The organism is Sinorhizobium fredii USDA 257 (assembly GCF_000265205.3).
Taxonomy (GTDB): domain Bacteria; phylum Pseudomonadota; class Alphaproteobacteria; order Rhizobiales; family Rhizobiaceae; genus Sinorhizobium; species Sinorhizobium fredii_B.
The window spans coordinates 3,969,475-3,989,560 of record NC_018000.1; the positions used below are offsets into that span (position 1 = coordinate 3,969,475).

Genomic DNA, 20,086 nt, shown 5'->3' on the forward strand with positions numbered 1-20,086 from the left:
ATCATGAGTCTCGAGGAAACCGGAGCGAAGGTCGATGTCCGCGAAGGCATCGTGCACTCGGCCATTCCGGCCGAGGAACTGGCTCGCCTTAGCGACGACGTCATCGCCGCGCTGAAGACGGTCTATGACCCCGAGATTCCGGCCGACATCTTCGAACTCGGTCTTATCTACAAGATCGACATCGAAGACGACCGCATGGTGAAGATCGATATGACGCTCACCGCTCCGGGCTGCCCCGTTGCCGGCGAGATGCCGGGCTGGGTCGAAAACGCCGTTGGCGCAGTAGAGGGCGTTTCCGGTGTCGAGGTGACCATGACCTTCGATCCGCCATGGACGCCGGACCGCATGTCGGAAGAGGCGCAGGTGGCGCTCGGCTGGTATTGAGCCGGCGCCCTATATTGATCCGTTAACATACGGGCACTACATTTGATTCTGGAAAGCGCCGGGCCTTTAACCCGGTGATATGAAGGAGAGAAAGCCGATGGGCTTTGCCGTAATGAGTCTGACCGATGCGGCCGCCGGCCGCGTGAGGTCGATCGTCGAGAACGCCGGCGGCGATGCCAAGGGCATTCGCCTGAGCATCAAGAAGGGCGGATGCGCCGGCATGGAATATGCCGTTGATCTCGTCAGCGAGGCGAATGCCAAGGACGATCTGATCGAACACGACGGTGCCAAGGTCTGGGTTGCACCTGAGGCCGTGCTTTATTTGCTCGGCACTCAGATGGATTTCGAAGTAAGCGCCTTGCGCTCCGGCTTCACCTTCAAGAATCCGAACCAGACATCCGCCTGTGGTTGTGGCGAATCGGTCGAGTTGAAGCCCGCTGATCTCGCGGCACTTGCCGCAGAGGGCAATCCGGTGGTGCGCGCGAACTGACCGGTTACCTATTCAGTGAGAGGTAGACGCAACAAAGGCCCGGTTATTGCCGGGCCTTTGCTTTTGAACAGTGGGGCCGATCCATGACTCGGCCCCCCGTGGTTCATTCGGCCGCTTCCGCGTAGCTTTCGATCGGCGGGCAGGTGCAGATGAGATTGCGGTCGCCATAGACATTGTCGACACGGTTGACCGGCGACCAGTATTTGTCGACTCGGAAGGCGCCGGGCGGGAAGCAGGCCTGCTCGCGCGAATAGGGCCGGTCCCAGTCGCCGACGAGGTCTTCCACCGTGTGCGGCGCGTTCTTCAGCGGATTGTTGACTTTGTCCATCCGGCCCTCCTCGATGGCGCGGGCTTCCTCGCGGATCGCCAGCATTGCATCGCAAAAGCGGTCGAGCTCGGCCTTGGTTTCGGATTCCGTCGGCTCGATCATCAGCGTGCCCGCGACCGGCCAGCTCATCGTCGGCGCGTGAAAGCCGCAGTCGATCAGCCGCTTGGCGACGTCGTCGACTGTAACGCCGGCGCTTTCGGCGAGCGGCCGCGTATCGATGATGCACTCATGCGCGACGCGTCCCTTGGCCGACTTGTAGAGCACGTCATAGGCACCCTTCAGGCGGGCGGCGATATAGTTGGCGTTGAGGATCGCCACCTTGGTCGCCTGCGTCAGGCCTTCACCGCCCATCATTAGGCAGTAGCTCCAGGAGATCGGCAGGATCGAGGCCGAGCCGAAAGGCGCGGCGGAAACCGCACCCTCATGACCGTCCGTCTCCGGATGGCCCGGAAGGAACGGCGCAAGATGCGCCTTGACGCCGATCGGCCCCATGCCGGGTCCGCCGCCGCCGTGCGGAATGCAGAAGGTCTTGTGCAGGTTCAGATGGCTCACATCCGAGCCGACGTCGCCGGGGCGCGCAAGGCCGACCATGGCGTTCATGTTGGCGCCGTCCAGGTACACCTGGCCGCCATGCCTGTGGACGATGTCGCAGACCTCGCGCACGTTCTCCTCGAACACGCCGTGCGTCGAGGGATAGGTGATCATGCAGCAGGAGAGGGTGTCGGCATATTGCTCGGCCTTGGCGCGGAAATCGTCCATGTCGATCTCGCCGATATCGCTGACCTTGACGACGACCACCTTCATCCCGGCCATGTGCGCCGAGGCTGGATTGGTTCCATGTGCAGAGGTCGGGATCAGGCAGACGTCCCGATGGGCGTTGCCATTGGCGATGTGATAGGCGCGGATGACCAACAGCCCGGCATATTCGCCCTGCGCACCGGAGTTCGGCTGCATCGAGATCGCATCATAGCCGGTAATCGCGCAGAGCTTGTCCGACAAGTCTTGGATCAGGTGTTGATAACCGCGCGCCTGATCGGCCGGCACGAAGGGGTGAATCTCCGAAAATTCCGGCCAGGTGATCGGCAGCATTTCCGCTGTCGCATTGAGCTTCATCGTGCAGGAGCCGAGCGGGATCATGGCGCGATCGAGCGCCAGATCGCGGTCGGCGAGGCGGCGGATGTAGCGCGTCATCTCGCTTTCAGCGCGGTTCATATGGAAGATCGGATGGGTGAGATAGCCGCTGGTCCGCAACAGCGGCTGCGGCAGCCGATAGCCGGGCTCGAACTCTTCCACCTTAAAGTCGCCGCCGAAGGCCCGCCAGACGGCCTCGAGCGTAACCGGCCGCGAACGCTCGTCAAGGCTGATGCCGATCTTGGTATTACCAATCCTGCGAAGGTTCACTTCCTCGGCCACCGCAGTCTTCAGGATGATTCCCTGCAGCTTGCCGACATCGACGGTGATCGTATCGAAGAACACATCCGGCTCGACCGTATAGCCAAGCTTCTCGAGCCCCATGGCAAGGCGCACCGTCTTCTGGTGGACGCTCTGGGCGATCGCCTTGATGCCCTCCGGGCCGTGGAAGACGGCATACATCGACGCCATCACGGCGAGCAGCACCTGGGCGGTGCAGATGTTCGACGTGGCCTTCTCGCGGCGGATGTGCTGCTCGCGCGTCTGCAGCGAAAGCCGGAAGGCCCGGTTGCCGCGCGCGTCGACGGATACGCCGACCAGGCGGCCGGGCATCGAACGCTTATGGGCATCCTTGACGGCCATATAGGCGGCGTGCGGCCCACCATAGCCGACCGGAACGCCGAAGCGCTGCGTCGAACCGACGGCAATGTCGGCGCCCATTTCTCCCGGTGATTTCAACAGAGCAAGCGCCAGCGGATCGGCGGCAACGGCCACGATCGCCCCCTGTTCGTGCAGCTTGGCGATCAGCTCGGAGAAATCGCGGACATGGCCGTAGGTGCCCGGATATTGGAAGATCGCCCCGAACACGCCGGCCGCATCGAGATCGGAAAAGGGATCGCCGATGACGATCTGCCAGCCGAGCGGCTCGGCGCGGGTCTTCAAAAGAGCGATGGTCTGGGGATGGCAGTTCTCGTCGACGAAGAAGGCCGTGGCCTTGGACTTCGCCACGCGCTCGGCCATCGCCATGGCTTCGGCGGCGGCCGTCGCCTCGTCGAGCAGGGAGGCGTTCGCGATGTCGAGTCCGGTCAGATCGCAGACCATCGTCTGGTAGTTGAGCAGTGCTTCGAGGCGGCCCTGGCTGATCTCCGGCTGGTAGGGCGTATAGGCGGTGTACCAGGCCGGATTTTCCAGGATGTTGCGCTGGATCACCGGCGGCGTGATCGTGCCATAGTAGCCCTGGCCGATCAGCGAAACGAGTTTCTCGTTGCGATTGGCCGTCTCGCGTAGCTTGTCGAGCGCCTCCCGTTCGGTCATCGGTACGCCCCAGGAAAGCGGGGACTTCTGGCGGATGGAAGCTGGAACGGTGTCGTTGATGAGCTCATCGAGGCTCGGATAACCGACGGTCTTCAGCATCTCTTCCATTTCGGCCGGCGAGGGGCCGATATGACGTCGATTGGCGAAATCGTACGGCTTGTAGTCGGTAAAGGTGAAATCCTTGGGCATGCTCATCAGCCGACGAGCTCCTTGTAGGCTGCTTCGTCGAGAAGACCATCGGCGGAGCGCGGATCGGCAAGCTTCAACTTGAAGAACCAGGCGGCCCCGTGCGGATCGCTGTTGACGAGCGACGGGTCGTCGACAATCGCCTGATTGACCTCGATGATCTCTCCATCGAGCGGACAATAGACGTCGGAGGCGGCCTTCACCGATTCAACGGTGGCAGCCGTGTCGCCCTTGGAGAAGGTCACGCCGGATTCCGGCAGTTCCACGAAGACGAGATCGCCAAGCTGGCCGGCGGCGTGTTCGGTGATGCCGACGGTCGCAACGCCGCCCTCGACCTTCAGCCACTCGTGTTCTTCGGTAAATTTCAGCATGCGCGCTCTCTCCTGATCAGCGTTTGTAGGTTTGTTTGACGAAGGGCAGGGCGGAAACCGTGATGGGCAGATACTTGCCGCGCACCTCCGCAAAAAGCTTTGTGCCGTTCCTGGCATGGGCGGTTTCGACGTAACCCATGGCGACCGGGCAATCGACGCTCGGTCCGAAGCCGCCCGAGGTAACGGAGCCGACAAGCACCGTGCCGTCCGGATCGGTAAAAAGCTTGGCGCCGCCACGGACCGGAGCCCTTCCTTCGGGCTTCAGGCCGACGCGCCGCCGGTCGGTTCCGCCTGCAAGTTCTGCAAGGATGCGATCGGCGCCGGGAAAGCCGCCGGCGCGCTCGCCGCCGGCCCGGCGACTCTTCTGGATTGCCCATTCGAGCGCCGCCTCGATCGGCGTCGTGCCGGTGTCGATATCGTTGCCATAAAGACAGAGGCCGGCCTCTAGGCGAAGCGAATCGCGGGCGCCGAGACCGATTGCCAACACGTCCGGATGTTCGAGCAGGCGCTGCGTCACGTCGACCGCCGACGCGGTCGGAATGGAAATTTCGAAACCGTCCTCGCCCGTATAACCGGAGCGGGAAATGATGCAGGCGACGTCGTGGAGATCAGCCTCCGCCAGGTCCATGAAGCGCATCGAGGCGACATCCGCCCAAAGCTCGCAAAGCACCGCCTCCGCACGGGGACCCTGAAGCGCGACGAGGGCGCGGTCATCGAGCAGCGTGACGTCGCAGGCATCGCCGAGCCCGTCTTTCAGATGCGCGTGGTCAGCGTCCTTGCAGGCGGCGTTGACGACGAGAAAGAGATGGTCGCCGCGATTGGCAATCATCAGGTCGTCGAGAATTCCGCCTTCCGGATTGGTGAAAAGCCCGTAGCGCTGGCGACCTTCGGCAAGGCCCAGCACATCCACCGGCACGAGCTTTTCGAGCGCCAGCGCCGCATCGGCGATCCGGCCGGACTTCGGGCGAATGGCGATCTGGCCCATGTGCGACACATCGAACAGGCCGGCGGCGGCACGGGTGTGCAGATGTTCCTTGAGCACGCCCTCGGGATATTGCACCGGCATCTCATAGCCGGCGAAAGGCACCATGCGCGCACCGAGCGACAGATGCAGGGCATGCAATGGCGTATGCTTCAAGCGGGAGATAGGTTCCAAATCCGGCCTCCAGGTCTGGCGCATGGCGCGCCGGCTCACACTACCGGCGTCAAACGCCGACAAATTCGAGCCCCCTCTGTCCGTTTGCCTGAGATTGTTATCCCTTCGGCGAGCGTAACCGCTTCTCTCCAGAGTCCTACCGGCACCTTGCTGGTCCTTTGGCCTGAGAGTTTCCGGGGCGGTTGCTCCTTCGGCACCGGATTGAACCGGTTTCTCCCAACAAGATCGTCTCCAGATAACGGCGAAGTCCGGATGTTGGCAAGGGTGAATGTCGCGATGGAACATATTTTTGTCGTCCTGGCTTCATCGGCGCCGCCGGCCACCTGCGGCAAATCGGCCTTTGCATTTGCCGCAGGTTGTGGCTAACGAAGAGACGACAAAGAGGCGACGATGATCGGGCAACGGGACAGATGGCGAATTGCCGTGCGGCTGCTTGCCGCTATCGCGTTCGTTTTCCTGTCTTTCGCCCACAAGCCCGCACTCGCAACCGGCCAAAACGCGGCACTCGCAGCCGAATATCGTCTGCCGGACGGCTCTTTCGCGGAGATCTGCTTCGGCACAGAGGGTGTCGATCACAGGGGCAGCAAACCGGTTCCGAACGCTCCGATTTGCGAAGCCTGCCGGCTCGCGGCGTCGGTGCTTGTGCCCGAGCCGCCGCAGGCAAGCGTGCGGGCCTACAAAGGCAACTGGCTGGCGGAGCCACCTGTTGCCGAAATTCGGGTCGCACTGTCGCCCTTGCGCCTCCTGCCGCCCCCACGCGGACCCCCATCCTGTCGTAGCGCTCTCCCGTAGACTCAAAGTTCATCACGCCGCTTGGCGGCATTGTCCACGAAGCCCGTGTTTTAGGGTGCGTGGTCCGGAGATTACGACATGACCAAGACCAGATTTACCCTTCTTGCCGCCGGCCTGACGCTCGCTGCCGCGGGCATGGCCCATGCACACGCAAGCTTCGAAGTCGATAACACGCCGACCGAAGAGACCTTCAAGACGGTGCTGCAGGTGCCGCATGGCTGCGACGGCAAACCGACGACCGAGGTGCAGGTGAAGCTGCCGGAGGGTTTCGTCTTCGCCAAGCCGCAGCCGAAGCCCGGTTGGGAGCTCGAGATCATCAAGGGCGATTACCAGAAGACCTATGACAACCACGGAACGAAGGTTTCCTCCGGTCCCGTCGAAATCCGCTGGAAGGGCGGAATTCTGCCGGACGAATTCTACGATACCTTCGTCATCCGCGGCAAAGTCTCGGGCTTCGACAAGGAAACCGTGCTCGCCTTCCCGACAACGCAGCTTTGCGGCTCCGAGGCAAAGGTCGTCTGGGACCAGGTGCCGGCCGCGGGAGAGGACGCGCGCGCGCTCGAATATCCGGCACCGACGATAACCGTGACGCTTGCCAGCGAGGAGCAGGCTCAGGGCGGGCATGGCGCGCATCCGGCCGGGTCCGGCCCGGTCGGAGTCGGCGATCTCGAAATTTCGGGCGGTTCAGTCAAGGCGATGCTGCCGGGTGCCAAGGTCGGCGGCGGCGGCTTTGTCATCAAGAATACAGGAAGTATCGACGACCGGCTGATTGCTGTCGAAAGCCCGGCGGCCGGCCGCGTCGAACTACATGAAATGGCGATGGAAAACGACGTCATGAAGATGCGCAATCTCGGCGACGGCATCGCCATTCCGGCGGGTGAGACCGTAGACCTGAAGAGCGGCGGTTTGCACCTGATGTTCATGGAGCTGCAGAAGCCGTTCGCCGAGGGAGACACTGTGCCCGTCACGCTCACGTTCGAGAAGGCCGGAAAGGTAGACTATGTGCTGCCGGTGGGGGCGGCCGGCGGCGAAGCGGCTGACCACAAGCACAAGTAACTCTTGCCGTTTGCGACTTCGGGAGCGGGTCTGCAGGACCCGCTCCCACCATCAAGACCCTTGGATGAGCTGGTCGAGCATGGCGGCGATTTCGTCCGCCTGCTCCTCCTCATCGGCAGCTGGTTCGTCCTGCTTGTCTTCACGGCGATCGCCGCTTTGCTCGTCCTGCATGAATTCCAGGTAGCGGCGCAAAGTCTCCGCCTCGCTCCCTTGCGGCGGACGCATTCCGGCACTGATCAGCATCAGCGCCAGCGAAAGGGCACTCTTGGTCTTGAGGATTGCCGGCGGAAGGACAGACTGCACCTGCGGCCGGGCAGAGAGCAGGGTGATGGCTTCATCGGCCGGACCGCCGTCGCGCGCCCGCGCGGAAGGCTTGACGGCGTCCGCCGCGTAAGCCGCCGTCGTCGCGGAAACGGTAACGACCTGTGTCACGCAAAACACCCTGAAATACGATCCTCCTTCCTCTCTGGCAGATTTCATTTGCGAGCCGGTGAAACCCGGCGCTCGGATTTTATTTGAATCCGAGCGGTTTCCGGGATCGGCGATCGGGCTTGGGCGTTATTTTTGCTGGTCTGTCGGCTCGCGGTTCTCAGGGTCGTCCTTGAGGCATGAACCCGCTTCACCGGACAGAGTGGAGGACCATCAGATGCTGAAAATGACACTCACGATCTTTGCGACGGTTTTGAGCCTCGTATGCGCCCCGGCGACAAACGGCGCGGAACCGGCGGAAAAGGCGGCGGGACAGCAATCCATGCCGACGCCGAAGAAGACCGGCCATCTCGCCGTCAATGGCATAAACTACTACTATCAGGTCTATGGCGAGGGTGAGCCGGTGCTGCTTCTCCACGGCGGTCTCGGCATCATCGAGATGCTGGGGCCGAATCTCGCGAAATTGGCCGAGGGCCGTGAAGTGATCGGCGTCGATCTCCAGGGACATGGACGCACGCCTCTCGGCAATCGGCCGATCGACCTCGCAGCGATAGGCGCCGACATGGGCATCCTCGTCAGGCAGCTCGGCTACGAGCAGATCGACGTGCTCGGCTATTCGATGGGAGGTGGCGTCGGCCTGCACATGGCGGCGCAGGTACCGGAAACGGTGCGTCGCCTGGCGCTCGTCTCCACCCCGTTTGCGAAGAATGGCTTCTATCCCGAGATGATCGAGGCTCAGGCCAAGGTCGGATCCGGCATGGCGGAGATGATGAAGGAGACGCCGATGTACAAGTCCTATGCCGCCGTCGCCCCCGATGTGACTGCGTTCCCGAAACTGCTGGATGCGATGGGCGATCTGATGCGGCGCGACTACGACGCGTCCGCTGCCGTCGCCAAGCTCACTATGCCGGTCATGCTCGTCTATGGTGACGGCGACATGATCCGCCTCGAGCATATCGTCGATTTCTACCACAGGCTCGGCGGCGGGCTGAAAGACGCCGGCTGGATGCGCGAGAACATGTCGAAGAACCGCCTGGCGATCCTTCCTGATCTGACGCACTACGACATCTTCGTCTCTCCGAAGCTTCTCGAAACTGTACTGCCCTTCCTCAATGGCGAGAGCGGCGCGAAAAGCTGGGCAGAGGCGGTGGATGGGAAGTAGGTCGAGGCGCGCGCGGGCATTCCTCGACAAGAGAACCGTCCTCTTTCGGTGGTCTATGCCGCCGGTCGAGCGAGTTGTACAATCACAGCTCAATGAAGAGAACCAGCGCAGATGCTGCGCCAATGAAGGAGCATCGGGGAACTCGGTCAGGAAGGACGGCCCATGCGTGCTCTGCTGCTGCTAGTAACGCTTTTTGCTCTCGCCGCGTGTTCTCAAACGGGAAGAACCACCGTTCACAACCCCTATTCGCCCGGGTCGGGGGACTACTATCCGGGCATCGTGCCGCCGACGCAGTTCTAGAAGGCTATCCGGAGTCTGCCACAGGTAGCGTAAGCAGGCAGCTTACGCCGGCAAATTTCTGCCGGTCGCATCTACGGGATGAGAGCACCGAATAAGGGAATTGATCCTTCGAGATGGGCGGAATATCAATGGCCGTCAATCCTTTGGGAAAGGGGCCGAGATTCATGCGCAGGATCCTATTGTTGCTCGCGCTCGCAACGCTCACGGCATGCTCGCAAACCGTCCACGTCGGCGGTGAAGGCGAGTACTACCAGGGCATCGTTCCGCCGCGGTGATCGGGGGATCATCTTCGGGTTTGGCTCAATGGCGTGCGGAGAACACATGAAGGGCGCTCGACCCTTTCGGGGAGCGCCCTTCAAACCCGGAAGACGCGACGGCGCGCGACAAAACTGTCGGCAGGCGGTCCTCGATACGGGTGGTGAGCGATAGATGGGGACGCTCAGCCGGATTTCAAGAGATCATACCGGCAAGCGTCTGATGCTAACTGGTCAGAAACGCTTCTTCAGGAAATAGCGTGGAATGGCGCCCGGTCCACCCTCGAGTTCGCCGAAGAGTTGGAAGCCGAGTTTTTCGTAGAAGGGCCGTGCCTGGAATTCAAACGTGTCCAGCCACATGCCGATATAGCCACGCGACCGGGCGATCTTTTCCGCCTCCTGCATCAGCCGTCGCTCGCATAAAGCCCGCCGGTGGCGGCGCGCGTTTGCGGGTCGCGGATGATGACGGCAAAGCCCGCCTGGTCGACCATGCCTCTATAGGCATTGTTGTAGGCGTCGAGTGTCGCGATGATGGCGCGGATGTCGTCCGGGTTGGGGTTGTCGGGAACGATGTCGAGGAGGGGAGCGGACAGATTCAATCCCGACTGTCTGGAGGAGGGGTGACTGATCCGGCGATCACCAGACACCACGCGGGTGTCCGATGACAAGCTCAGCCGTTAGTAGGCCATACGCACGCCGCCGGGCGTTGCGGCGCTGAAATCGGGAACGGGGTTTGGCCCGTACCATTGCGCATAAGTCGTATTGCCGGCGCCGGTGCTTGCGCAACCCGAGAGGGACGCAAGTGCCAATGCAGCGGCGATCAGATATTTCAGTGGCATGGAGGCTCCAATTCTGATTCGTCTAGCGAGGAACAACTTGCGGTATCCGCAAATGACAGTCCATCGGTTTCACATCGGCCCACAGGTGCCAAGCTCCGCAAGGTTCAGATGGATTCCGAGCGCCGAAGCAGGCCGGCTGTAGCAGGAGGCCCTCGGGCGGGACCGGCACCGACATCAGCGGGCAGCGGCTTGCCTGGCGCGGTTCTGCAATGGGCTACCTCTCACGTAGCCGGAGGTCGCTGGCATGACGTGTCGACGACATTGCTTGGGTAGGAATGCTCCAAGCAGACTGATCCGATCATGCTGTGAGATCATCGAGAAAATCCCGGCACCAGCGCGAAACGTCGTGTTTCAGCAAGTGATCCATCATCCTCTTCCATCGCTCCTTCCGCTCTTCGAGCGGCATGCTGAGCGCGCGCGCCATGGCGTTTGCGGTACCCTCTATGTCGTATGGGTTGACGAGCAGCGCTCCCTTTAGTTCGCGGGCAGCTCCCGCGAAACGCGAAAGCACAAGCACGCCCGGATCGTCCGGATCCTGCGCGGCCACGTACTCCTTTGCGACCAGATTCATTCCGTCTCGAAGCGGGGTCACGAGGCCGACCTTGCCGAGCCGATAAAGCCCTGCAAGAATGTGGCGGCCAACGGAGCGGTTGATATAGCGTATGGGCACCCAATCGACGGCGCTGAGCGCGCCGTTCACCCTGCCGGCCTGTTCGGCGACAGTGCGTTGCATGGCTTCGTATTCCGGCACTTCGGAGCGGGACTTCGGCGTGATCTGCAGATAGGTGACACGCCCGCGCTGTGCCGGATTGGCAAGGATGAAGCGTTCAAACGCTTCGATGCGCTGCGTGATTCCCTTGGAATAATCGAGGCGATCGACGCCGATGATCAGGCTCCGGCGTTCGATGCTTTCACGCACTTTTTGGACCGTGTTGCTGGTCGATGCCTTCTTGGCGAATTCGGCAAAGGCCGCGGTCTCGATGCCGATTGGATAAGCGCCGCCCTTGAAGATGCGGCCATAGGCGCTGAAGCGGCCGCCGCCAAGTTCGTCGCCGATGCCTTCCCGCCGGAGACAGCCGGCGAAGTTCTCGAGGTCGTGGTCGGTCTGAAAGCCGACGACATCGTAGTGCGACAGACCACGCATGATTTCCTCATGAACCGGCATGGTGAAGAGCACATCCGCAGGCGGCCAGGGAATGTGAAGGAAGAAGCCGATGCGGTTCTTCAAGCCCATTTGACGCAGTTCCGCGGCGAGAGGGATCAAGTGGTAGTCGTGCACCCAGATGACGTCATCGGGTTTGACAAGCGGCGCCAGCCGATGGGCGAAGAAGCGGTTGACGCGGAAATATCCGGCCATTTCCTTGCGCCCGTATTCGGCGAGATCAAGCCGATAGTGGCAGATCGGCCAGAGAACGCGGTTGGCGAAGCCGTGGTAGTATTCTTCTACATCGGTATCGGTCAGATCCGATAGCGCATAGGTGATATTGCCCTGCTGCAGTTGCGCAAGCGGCTGCGCCTCGTGCTCGCCACTCGATTTTCCCGACCAGCCCATCCAAATGCCGCCATGCTCTTCGAGGGCGACTTTCAGCGCGACCGCTAGGCCACCGGCGGGCGCAATGCCGCCCTTGTCCGGAACGGGTACGCGATTGGAAACAATGACGAGACGGCCCATGCCGAATTCCTTTCGTGCAAGCAAATATGTCAGGTGCTCAAAATATTCAGGAGACCAACGCGGCGATGATGCCCCGCAAGAGCTCTGCAGAGGGGATGGTGCCGAGCGCTTCGCTCGCCGGTAAACGCGATCCGATGCGGATCGAATGACCGCCGAGCCCATTGACGGTGCGAAACATCGTTTCGTCGGTCACATCATCCCCGATCGCGATCGCGCGTCTGCCGGCAAACGGCGGCTGGGCGAGAAATGCCGCAACGGCGTCGCCCTTGTTGGCTCGGGCCGGACGGATTTCGATGACCATCTTGCCGTGCTGGATTGCCCAGTCTGGTCCTGCTCGATACAACGCCCGTTCCATCAGCGGTTCAAGATCGAGTCGTCTGTCCGGCGCAAGCCGGTAGTGGGCGGCGACCGCCGCTCCCTTGTCCTCGATCAGAACGCCCGGCCAGCTCGCAGTAGCGGCGACAAGCTCGGCCTTCAGCCGCTCAAAATCCGCGGTCTCTGCGGCTTTGTGCACGCGGCCATCCGGGTCGCGGCGCTCGGCACCATGAAGCCCCGCAATGGGAAAATGGGCCGGCGAAAAAAGCTGGTCGGCATAAGCAAGGCCGCGACCGGTCACAAGTGCCAGGGCGCCGCCGAGCTTTCTCGACAGTGCATCGAGATTTTCAGGCAGCGACGGCGGAACGGCTACGGCGTCCGGCGTTTCAGCAAGGTCAAGCAACGTACCATCGATATCGAGGAACAGAGCCCAGCTTTCGGGATTGGTCGAGAGAGCGGTGAGAATGAAGTCTTTTCCTGAAACCGGATACGGTTTCGCGGCGTTGAGTAACTGTTTGCGGTATGACATGAGGTCCTATCTATGTCGGACTCCGCCATCGGCAACCGTGGTTTTCCATTTGAAGCGATGTGCCGGGCTTGCAACGGTCCATATCGATAGCGCATCGCAAAGCAGGGGCGATGTCAAAGCGAGAGCCATGTGATCGGAACCGGTGCATTTCGCACCGGCTCCGTGCTATGAAGTCCACCGCCGTCCAACGAGGGGTCATATGAGCGACGACAACATCATTAAGTTTGACCGACGGAAACCAAAGCAGAAGCCAAGGTCGGTCAATCAATGGCAGCGCAAGGCCCTTACCTGGCTCGCGGTAATCGCGGCATTGATCCTGGTGTGGGCGTATTACCAGTTCATCGCGCCGCCGAGCCTACCATGAGAACGGGTGGAATTGCTTCTTCCGGCCAACGCGGATTGCTATCTCCAGGTGATTTATCCGGGCGAGCACTCCAGGCGCTCCCTCGTCATCAGTAAATAGCTGCGTTCCTCCGCAGCCCGCACACGAGCATTCAGGCGTACTCAGTTAAGCAATTCCGGGCACCACGGAGGTGCCCGGAAGAAAATCGCCTTGTTTCACCAGCAGTTGCTGCGTGGTGGTGATGGCTGCTGCTGTTTGTACGATGACACGAACTATGTCGCATGTTAACCAAGATAAAGTAATGAAAACAATGACGCTCTTGACGTCAAGGACGTCGTGGAAATGAGGAACCAATGTCATTGGTTGAGCGCGTGATGGGACGCAATAAGAGAACATCCGCCTGAGCGAGCGGCCGACCGTACGCACCCGGTGAAGACCGCGGCCGAACCCCGCCGAGGGCCGCCGCGCTAAGGTGGTGGTGGTGTCAGGGATTTTCTCCGCCCAGGTTCTCGGTCCCTACGCGACGGGCAACCGCCTGGCTTGCCGAGGCCAAGACCCTCGCTTTCGCGCTTGGACCGCGCGGCATCCACGTCAATACGGTCTCTTTCGGTGGCACGCTTACGCCGCACTATCTCGGCCTGCCTACAGGCGCGTGCCGATGCCGGTGGCATTTCCCCGGAAGAACTCATGGGGGATACCGAGAACGTACCGCTTCGCAAGTACGGAACCTCGGAGGAAGCGGCTCGAACGATCGAGATGCTCCTCTCGGATTTGTCAGACCACTTGACCGGTATCAATCTATCGCAGGATGGTGGCTTCACCAGAGCATACTGATTTCCGATTCACACCTCGGGAGGCTCGGCACAAATCATGAGGAGCGAATATAGTGCTGCGGACTAGCGGTACTACGACGACGAGGTCGCCGAAGGACCTGAACGTTCGCCTGGTATTGGCTCGTCCCTTATAACATCCAATGCCGCAGCGATCTCGGATCGTAGGTAGAACTGCGGGTGCTTTTTGCCTTCGGGTATGGGCGCGAGAATGCCGGAGCGCTTAAGTGCAAGTCGCAACCTTCTCATGGTGACATTGTGCTCCCTAAGAGCACCCCGGAAGGTTATAAACCTGCTAAAGAAAGCTTCAGCGTCAGCGGGTCTCACATAGCGGGTAGACTGATTGTGTCCGTTTCTTCCAATGTAGGAGGCGAGACAACCTGACTCACAGAGGTCTGCTGCAGCGTCGCGGCCAATCTTCCAAATTTCACCCACCTCATCGAGTGACAGATCTTCAATTTCTGGCTTGATAATGAAAGCCTCCAACTCTGTCGGATCGACCAACACGGCCTCGAGGCCAACTTTGCCCCAGTCCCAAGCTACATGCTTCAGCTTGTGAGCTTGAAGCAGCCTTATTATGTCGATCGCCCTGTAGCTGGAGAGCCTGGCTGCGGTATTTATAGGTTTCAGGTGCTCCGCTACCGGGTAAATTTCTGTCGGTCGGATGCTCTCGATGAAGGTTTCGAGAGCTCTTCGAGAAAATCTCTCGGACAACGTGACGCCATTGCCAGGCACGATGACCGGGACGAACAGCCCCTCGCGCCTGTACTTCGCAAAATTTGGATAGGACAGACCGACTGCCGCCGCCGCTTGGTTGGCTAGTAGAGAGTCTGCTAGAATCTTTCCTACCTTGAAGGCGACCTCCTTGGGTATCGCTCCGGAGTTGGCTGATGAAGGCTCCAGCATTCCAAGGGCGACTGCCATCTTTCGCATGTGGCTGGGTCTTAGTCCGAATTGCTGACGTAGCTCCGTCTCGGAAAGACAGCGCGCTTTATCAGACGTGCCGAAGACGTTGGCTGACATGCTTAGCGGAAGGACCTCGAACGCATATTCGTGGATGGCTCGCTTCACGGCGTCCCAGGCGGGATCTTTCTGATCGTAAAGGATTTTGTAGAAACGCCCGTAGAGTTTGCCGCCGCCGAAATCGGATTTGAGCAGGGGCGCCCGCTCGTGGAACAAATCGAGTGCTTCATGGAGGCCGCTGACACCTCGAGAGAGATATCCGTAGCCGTTCTCGCCTGCGCGCCATAGGTGCTCATCATCGAGTGCGCTCTGATCCGCATTGATCCCGAAGAGTATTGCGGTGCCAAGTACTTCGCAAAGGTAACCGGCACGGTCTAGCGGCATTTCATCGAGGAGAGGGCCGTGCTGCCGGACGCCGTTCAAGCGGTCGATCGAGAATCGTTCGAAGTCAGTGATACGTCGCGACCGGACAGCCCCATAATCTTGATAGATATCGGCTGCCAAAAGGCTCTCAACGAAATCATGGCATCGATTTGCGTGCAGAGGGGACCGACCGAGATCATTGAGAGCGCAGTGATGATGCGGGCAGGTCCTCAAGAACTGCAAGGGCCAGGTTCGTCGCATGTATTGACGGGTGCCGGGCATTCGGTCCAGGGCTTGATCGTCCTCCTCAAAGCACTTGGGACATATCTTCAGGTGAGTTCGAATGTAAAAGCGTTCTAGAATAGCCTCGCCGCCGACAATCCAGCTCTTTCCGATCTTGCCGACAGCGGCGTCGTTCAATCGTGCGATCGAGACGCCACCAATTTCAGCCAATTTTCGAATGGCGGCATCTGTACCTCCGATCACATCTTGGAAACGGATCCCCATGTCCAAGCAAAAATCCGGAGCGGTTTTGACGTTGGCCGCAGCCAATCTCGAACAATAGCTGGTCAGAATCTCGTCATCGAATAGAGGGACGCGGAACATGGCGGGCCTAGCTACTGGGGCGCTTCGAGACCGGGCCGAAGACACCATTCCGGTTGATGGGCCGAACGATCTTCCGCCAATCATCGGAAGCGATGACATTGTTGTCGGCATCGTAGTCACCGTTCACGAGACGACGATAGCCTTCTTCCCAGCTTTGTGCGGTTACATCTTCCTGATCGTTCTCCAGCGCGTCTTCGATCGCGTGGTAGATGATTTTCATAATCATGCCGAATCGGAAGTGGGCACCGAACATGAGGCGCTCGATGAAGTCCGGCGGCACGTCGGCGGACATGCGAAGTCCTGCCCGCTTTTCTACAAGTTCCAAGATGATGCGCGCTACCAACTCGCCGTCATTCTCTAAGGACATTTCCAATAGGGGAAAGTCATCGACGCGCCGCAGCAACTGATCCTTCGGGTCGCGCAGCACGACTTCCTTGATTTCGGGAAGGCCGAGAAGGACGATGAAGATGGGCCACTTCGGATTTTGCAGGAGGTTCTTGATCGAGTCCGCCACATGGGTAGGCCCCTTCATCTTAGGCGCGTCCAGAACATGCTGGAATTCGTCTATTATGACGACCCTCGTACCACGCCTCCGCAGGTAGTTGCGGACGTCCCTGACAATCTCGCTCTCGCCCTTCCTGCGGGTAACTGGATAGCCCATCGCATCCAGCATCTCCTCACCGAGATCTATCATAGATGCCTTCGACGGAGCCTTGACGTATAGGACAGGATAAAGGTGATTGCCGTAACCATCGGGTATCGGCTGGAAGGATATCTCCTCTTTTAAACGCTGCTCCAGGAGCGTGGACTTGCCAGTTCCAGATTCGCCGTGGATTGCCACTGCGAAGGTGTCCGGATCCATGCTGGAAACGGCTCGTTTCATCCGTTCGAAAGGCACATCAACATACTTGTCGTTCGGTGTGGCGAAGTATGCCGACTTCACCCTCTTCATAGTGGACATTATGCGAAGGCCTTTGGCATCCAAGCCCTTCGTCGCCGCTGCGGCAACGACTTGCGCGTTCGCGTCCTTGGAGCTCGAAAGCTCGGGCTTCTCGCTTATCGCGGGTCTCACGGTCACTTCTCCTCGTCGCTCCAGTCGGACTTGAACGTGCGGAGTCTCCCGGCGGTGCGACCCTTCTCTTTGGCCTTTCTTGGCAATACCTCGTGCGTTCCTCGCAGAAGATCGGTGACAGTTGTCTGGCGCTGAGGCTCTTCCTTCTTTGGCCTTGCTTTTGTCTCCTTCGGCGTCGGTGGCGTGGCTAGGGGAGGTGCCACGCCGTCCTGCTCTCGCCGCCGCGCGAATTCGTTCGGATCGAACTGCCCCACCGACGGACCGAGAGTGTTGCTGCCGCCGTTGTCCTCGTCGTCAGCTTCAATCAGCAGCTCCGCTGCGTCATCCGCCCCGGAGTTGCCGCTCTGTGGAAGATTGTCGATGAGGAACAGCTCTGGATCAGGATCGTAGTCCGGGATGGACCTGTTCCCGACAACGTATCCGTTGAAAACCTGTTTCTCGAAATTGTCGTAGTCTTCCTTGGTGACGACGTGCGAGGCGACGTTGTGCCTGTCCTCGGAGAACTTCGCGGTGTTCATCACCTGCGTCAGCGCCTGGGAGATGGTTTTCAAGTCCTGGATATCGTGCTGGGAGTACGCCTCATCCAGAAGACGCTTCGTCGCGACCCATTCGATGGCGGAGACGCCGTCGAACCCCGGAACCGCCGCCTTCACCCAGAAGAACCCGTCGTCAGCCACCGTGCGGAAGCCTAGGAGGCCGAGGTTGTATGGATTGACCCTGATGATGACTTCTTTGTTCTTATAGTACGCAAACAGGGCCTGAACCTCGGCGCTGTAATAGGGGATGCCTAGGCAGACGATGCCGGACCTGGAAATTTTTCTCTTGCCGGCGTTCAATCCGAATATGAGGCCTTCTCTTTCAGGATCATCGAGCGTTAGCACCGGATGATCCCTCGTCAATCTTCCCCAGGCGTCGATCGGCTTCTGACCGCCGAGCCCTTTGTGCTTCATTAGGTGGTAGGCATCGACGATGAGACGGACAAGGCATCGGCCGAGTTCCTCAAAGTCCATAGAGGCGTTCGTTGTTGAATCATAAGCACCACGAGCGATCGGATTGGAAAACGTCTGGCCCGTAAAAAGACGCAGCCATCTCTTGTTCGTTTTGAAAAAGCGTTCGATCCTGCCTCGTAGCCTCGGAGTTCCGGTTGGGGGCATGAGGTGGCTGCCGCAGAGTGCGAGCACGGCGGCGTGGAATTCCGCATCGAGGTAAGCGCCACCGTGATCGGTGGCCACTTCTTCCGGGATCCCGAATTGAACCCAGTCGCTTTCCGTACCCGCCGCTTCGGCGAAATTGTCCTTTGGCATGACGGCCATATGCAACGTGGCGACGCCCGACCGTCCGTTTGGATCAGAGTCCAGAAGACGTAGCGCCAGGATCGATCTCGTACCGCAGTCGATGGCCATCGATGCCCAAAACCGGTCCTTCAAAAGGAAGATCTTCTCCTGGATCTCAGGACTTATGACATTCCAAAGTCGGGTGCCCTTTAGCAGCGCGATGATATCGAGCTTGTCCTCGTCCATCTCGATCCTCTCGAGAGGTCGGAACTTTCGATTTGCCGTCTTAGACAACTCGTGCTTGTCTCTCGTGACCTCCTCGCCGAACTGACCGAGATCGATAAGCATCCTCTTCTGTTCGGCCACCCGTCGATAGAATGTGCGGATATGTGGAAGAGGAACGGGATCGTCGCTCGCCTCATTCGTGGCTTCCAGAAGCTGCCAATGGAGGGCGATGTCGATACGCTTCGCGGTGGCGAGCTTCCGTGCTTCTGCGTCGAGAAGTTGGTTCGTCCGATCCGACAGTTTGCGCCGAGGTGGCGAGACGTCGCCGGGGTCGCCCCCATACATGAGGGACAAAGGGCTTCTATATCCTTCCTCGAACCTGTTGACGAGACGCATGAAATGTCGAGGCGTGCAGAGGTGATGCGTCTCGATAACGACCTTTTTCCGCCCTCCGCGAGGGGCCGGAATGTGCTTCTCGTATTCCGCTGCGTAATCGTCATAGAAATCCAAAATGCTTTCGTCCGATCGGGAGCGACGCCCCGCTTTCTCCTCTTCAAGGAATCTCGTGATCATTCGAGCGCGATACATGATGTGCTCCGGGATAATGGCCGGATCGATCAACTTCTTCTTGCGCTTGATGGCTTCCTCTTCGGAGTAGTAGTTCCTCTTGATAACGATCGCGCGGCGGCGGATAAACCGCGCGATTTCTGCATATGTGTAGAACTCTTCGGGTCCGGCGGCTCCGATCTCAGTAAAGACGTAGCCTTTCCTGTTTTGGGAGGGCCTCACACGAAAAGCCCCGCCGTTCATCTCGACCCTGTCGACCACGGACAAGCGAGCGGCCGTGAAAGGTTTTGCGTCGTCCATTAATTTGCCCTCCGCGCGCGGACAAATGAAACGGGTTCAAAAGTCAGCGACTTGTCGCTGGTGACATGCTCGACCAAGCCATCCCCCATCAGATTCCAAAGTGCTATCCACCCGGCTCCCCCGAGGCCGAACTCGTCCAGAAGCTCGAAGGCGCGGACCGGCTTGGTCTTCGTCTTGAGCAGTTCCACGAGTCGCGCGCAGTCGGGGGAGTTCTTGAGGCGTCGCGCCGCCAAAATTTCACGAGCCCGGTAAATATCGGATTTCGTCACCACCTTCTCCGTGAGAATTTCGATGCGGTGCGCGTGATACTTGAGCGCATGGTTACAAATATCTTCAACCATAGCTTTCAGCGCGCCGCGCTTGACCTTCTCCGCAGGGCGAACGCAGTAGAGGACGACTTCGCCGTTGTCGTACTGCACACGCAGGTCCGCCCAGTGCTCGTGGATGACGCCGTCTTCGTCGGTCCATTCGATGGGACCGTACTGCGCTTCGACTGAGCGAACGCTTTTCATCGCCCAAAAGACGACCGCGCAGTCCCGCTCGAAGAGGCTCTCGAAGACCAGGTACTGGTTGGTGCCCGGTGCACACATCAGGATGCGGCAGGAGGAACGCGACTTCAGCGCAACCTTTCGGCCGGCCGGGGCGGGCACCACATCGTAGTAGACCGTGAAGCCGAGTAGCTCTTCGATCGATTCCTTATATTTGCGCGCCTCGGTCGCTAGTCGACGCAATGCCGCCGCGATAACCCGCATCGGGCGTCGCGACGTATGTCTTGCGCTCGTAAGGGCGCGCCCAGGGATAATATCCCTGGCGAGCAAAATAGAGGGCTTCAAGC

The 20,086-nt window shown here is 60.0% G+C and carries 21 protein-coding genes and 1 riboswitch; of the genes, 7 read left to right on the forward strand and 14 right to left on the reverse strand.

All coding sequences use genetic code 11. The features are described 5' to 3' along the window. The first annotated feature begins 3 nt into the window (after positions 1-3). Both USDA257_RS18570 and sufA read left to right on the forward strand, forming a co-directional pair. Positions 4-384, forward strand: a complete 381-nt coding sequence (locus USDA257_RS18570; RefSeq protein WP_014764486.1) for an SUF system Fe-S cluster assembly protein — start codon at positions 4-6, stop codon at positions 382-384. A gap of 97 nt (positions 385-481) precedes the next feature. Next, entirely contained in the window at positions 482-874 is a 393-nt protein-coding gene (gene sufA, locus USDA257_RS18575) for a Fe-S cluster assembly scaffold SufA (protein ID WP_014764487.1), read from the forward strand. 103 nt (positions 875-977) lie between these two features. On the opposite strand, the gene gcvP is transcribed toward sufA, so the two are convergent. The 3 genes from gcvP to gcvT are packed head-to-tail and all read right to left on the reverse strand — an operon-like array spanning position 978 to position 5,360. Next, positions 978-3,842 carry an aminomethyl-transferring glycine dehydrogenase gene (gene gcvP / locus USDA257_RS18580; RefSeq protein WP_014764488.1) on the reverse strand — a complete coding sequence of 955 codons (2,865 nt, stop codon included), beginning with the start codon at positions 3,840-3,842 and terminating at the stop codon, positions 978-980. Then, positions 3,842-4,204 (reverse strand): glycine cleavage system protein GcvH, encoded by a 363-nt coding sequence (gcvH, locus tag USDA257_RS18585; protein WP_014764489.1) that lies wholly within the window; start codon positions 4,202-4,204, stop codon positions 3,842-3,844. Before gcvH ends, gcvP begins: the two co-directional genes overlap by 1 nt. A 16-nt stretch (positions 4,205-4,220) precedes the next feature. Then, the gene (gene gcvT, locus USDA257_RS18590; protein ID WP_041415407.1) at positions 4,221-5,360 is read right to left on the reverse strand and encodes a glycine cleavage system aminomethyltransferase GcvT; all 1,140 of its coding nucleotides are present in this window, start codon (positions 5,358-5,360) and stop codon (positions 4,221-4,223) included. Between the two features lie 141 nt (positions 5,361-5,501). Then, positions 5,502-5,589: riboswitch (glycine riboswitch) on the reverse strand. A 161-nt stretch (positions 5,590-5,750) separates the two neighbouring features. Here gcvT and USDA257_RS18595 point away from each other — a divergent pair. Further along, complete coding sequence (locus USDA257_RS18595; protein ID WP_014764491.1) at positions 5,751-6,152, forward strand: hypothetical protein; 402 nt, start codon at positions 5,751-5,753, stop codon at positions 6,150-6,152. Positions 6,153-6,230: 78 nt separating this feature from the next. Next, positions 6,231-7,208: a DUF1775 domain-containing protein gene (locus tag USDA257_RS18600; RefSeq protein ID WP_014764492.1), complete on the forward strand. Its 978-nt coding sequence runs from the start codon at positions 6,231-6,233 to the stop codon at positions 7,206-7,208. Between the two features lie 51 nt (positions 7,209-7,259). Here USDA257_RS18600 and USDA257_RS18605 read toward each other — a convergent pair whose 3' ends face one another. Continuing rightward, positions 7,260-7,640 (reverse strand): hypothetical protein, encoded by a 381-nt coding sequence (locus USDA257_RS18605; RefSeq protein WP_014764493.1) that lies wholly within the window; start codon positions 7,638-7,640, stop codon positions 7,260-7,262. Positions 7,641-7,854: 214 nt separating this feature from the next. Between USDA257_RS18605 and USDA257_RS18610 the strand changes: the two genes are divergently transcribed. Then, entirely contained in the window at positions 7,855-8,799 is a 945-nt protein-coding gene (locus USDA257_RS18610) for an alpha/beta fold hydrolase (protein WP_014764494.1), read from the forward strand. Positions 8,800-9,587: 788 nt separating this feature from the next. On the opposite strand, the gene USDA257_RS37930 is transcribed toward USDA257_RS18610, so the two are convergent. The 5 genes from USDA257_RS37930 to otsB all read right to left on the reverse strand — a co-directional run bounded on the left by USDA257_RS37930 (position 9,588) and on the right by otsB (position 12,708). Continuing rightward, positions 9,588-9,758: a GNAT family N-acetyltransferase gene (locus tag USDA257_RS37930; RefSeq protein WP_223843337.1), complete on the reverse strand. Its 171-nt coding sequence runs from the start codon at positions 9,756-9,758 to the stop codon at positions 9,588-9,590. Further along, positions 9,758-9,952: a hypothetical protein gene (locus USDA257_RS37935; protein WP_223843338.1), complete on the reverse strand. Its 195-nt coding sequence runs from the start codon at positions 9,950-9,952 to the stop codon at positions 9,758-9,760. The genes USDA257_RS37930 and USDA257_RS37935 overlap by 1 nt, the downstream gene beginning before the upstream one ends. Before the next feature lie 78 nt (positions 9,953-10,030). After that, positions 10,031-10,192, reverse strand: coding sequence for a hypothetical protein (locus USDA257_RS37185; RefSeq protein ID WP_014764496.1), 162 nt, complete (start codon positions 10,190-10,192; stop codon positions 10,031-10,033). A 298-nt stretch (positions 10,193-10,490) separates the two neighbouring features. Further along, positions 10,491-11,864, reverse strand: coding sequence for an alpha,alpha-trehalose-phosphate synthase (UDP-forming) (gene otsA, locus USDA257_RS18620; RefSeq protein WP_014764497.1), 1,374 nt, complete (start codon positions 11,862-11,864; stop codon positions 10,491-10,493). A gap of 46 nt (positions 11,865-11,910) precedes the next feature. Beyond that, positions 11,911-12,708, reverse strand: a complete 798-nt coding sequence (otsB, locus tag USDA257_RS18625; protein ID WP_014764498.1) for a trehalose-phosphatase — start codon at positions 12,706-12,708, stop codon at positions 11,911-11,913. Between the two features lie 199 nt (positions 12,709-12,907). Between otsB and USDA257_RS37190 the strand changes: the two genes are divergently transcribed. After that, complete coding sequence (locus tag USDA257_RS37190; RefSeq protein WP_014764499.1) at positions 12,908-13,072, forward strand: hypothetical protein; 165 nt, start codon at positions 12,908-12,910, stop codon at positions 13,070-13,072. 144 nt (positions 13,073-13,216) lie between these two features. On the opposite strand, the gene USDA257_RS36160 is transcribed toward USDA257_RS37190, so the two are convergent. Beyond that, a complete protein-coding gene (locus tag USDA257_RS36160) occupies positions 13,217-13,411 on the reverse strand; it encodes a hypothetical protein (protein ID WP_144051942.1) in 195 nt (64 codons plus the stop codon). 327 nt (positions 13,412-13,738) lie between these two features. Here USDA257_RS36160 and USDA257_RS37940 point away from each other — a divergent pair, with 327 nt between their 5' ends. Then, positions 13,739-13,885 carry an SDR family oxidoreductase gene (locus USDA257_RS37940; RefSeq protein ID WP_223843339.1) on the forward strand — a complete coding sequence of 49 codons (147 nt, stop codon included), beginning with the start codon at positions 13,739-13,741 and terminating at the stop codon, positions 13,883-13,885. A gap of 71 nt (positions 13,886-13,956) precedes the next feature. Here the strand turns inward: USDA257_RS37940 and USDA257_RS18635 are convergent, their stop codons facing one another. Genes USDA257_RS18635 through USDA257_RS18650 form a run of 4 tightly spaced genes read right to left on the reverse strand, consistent with a single transcriptional unit; the run spans position 13,957 to position 20,003 of the window. After that, positions 13,957-15,924: a TniQ family protein gene (locus tag USDA257_RS18635; protein ID WP_080605631.1), complete on the reverse strand. Its 1,968-nt coding sequence runs from the start codon at positions 15,922-15,924 to the stop codon at positions 13,957-13,959. Beyond that, on the reverse strand, positions 15,821-16,885 hold the full coding sequence (locus USDA257_RS18640) for a TniB family NTP-binding protein (RefSeq protein ID WP_014764501.1): 1,065 nt from the start codon (positions 16,883-16,885) through the stop codon (positions 15,821-15,823). The genes USDA257_RS18635 and USDA257_RS18640 overlap by 104 nt, the downstream gene beginning before the upstream one ends. A 2-nt stretch (positions 16,886-16,887) precedes the next feature. After that, positions 16,888-19,251 (reverse strand): transposase, encoded by a 2,364-nt coding sequence (locus tag USDA257_RS18645; RefSeq protein WP_014764502.1) that lies wholly within the window; start codon positions 19,249-19,251, stop codon positions 16,888-16,890. After that, positions 19,251-20,003 carry a hypothetical protein gene (locus tag USDA257_RS18650; RefSeq protein ID WP_041414397.1) on the reverse strand — a complete coding sequence of 251 codons (753 nt, stop codon included), beginning with the start codon at positions 20,001-20,003 and terminating at the stop codon, positions 19,251-19,253. The genes USDA257_RS18645 and USDA257_RS18650 overlap by 1 nt, the downstream gene beginning before the upstream one ends. Between the last annotated feature and the right edge of the window lie 83 nt (positions 20,004-20,086).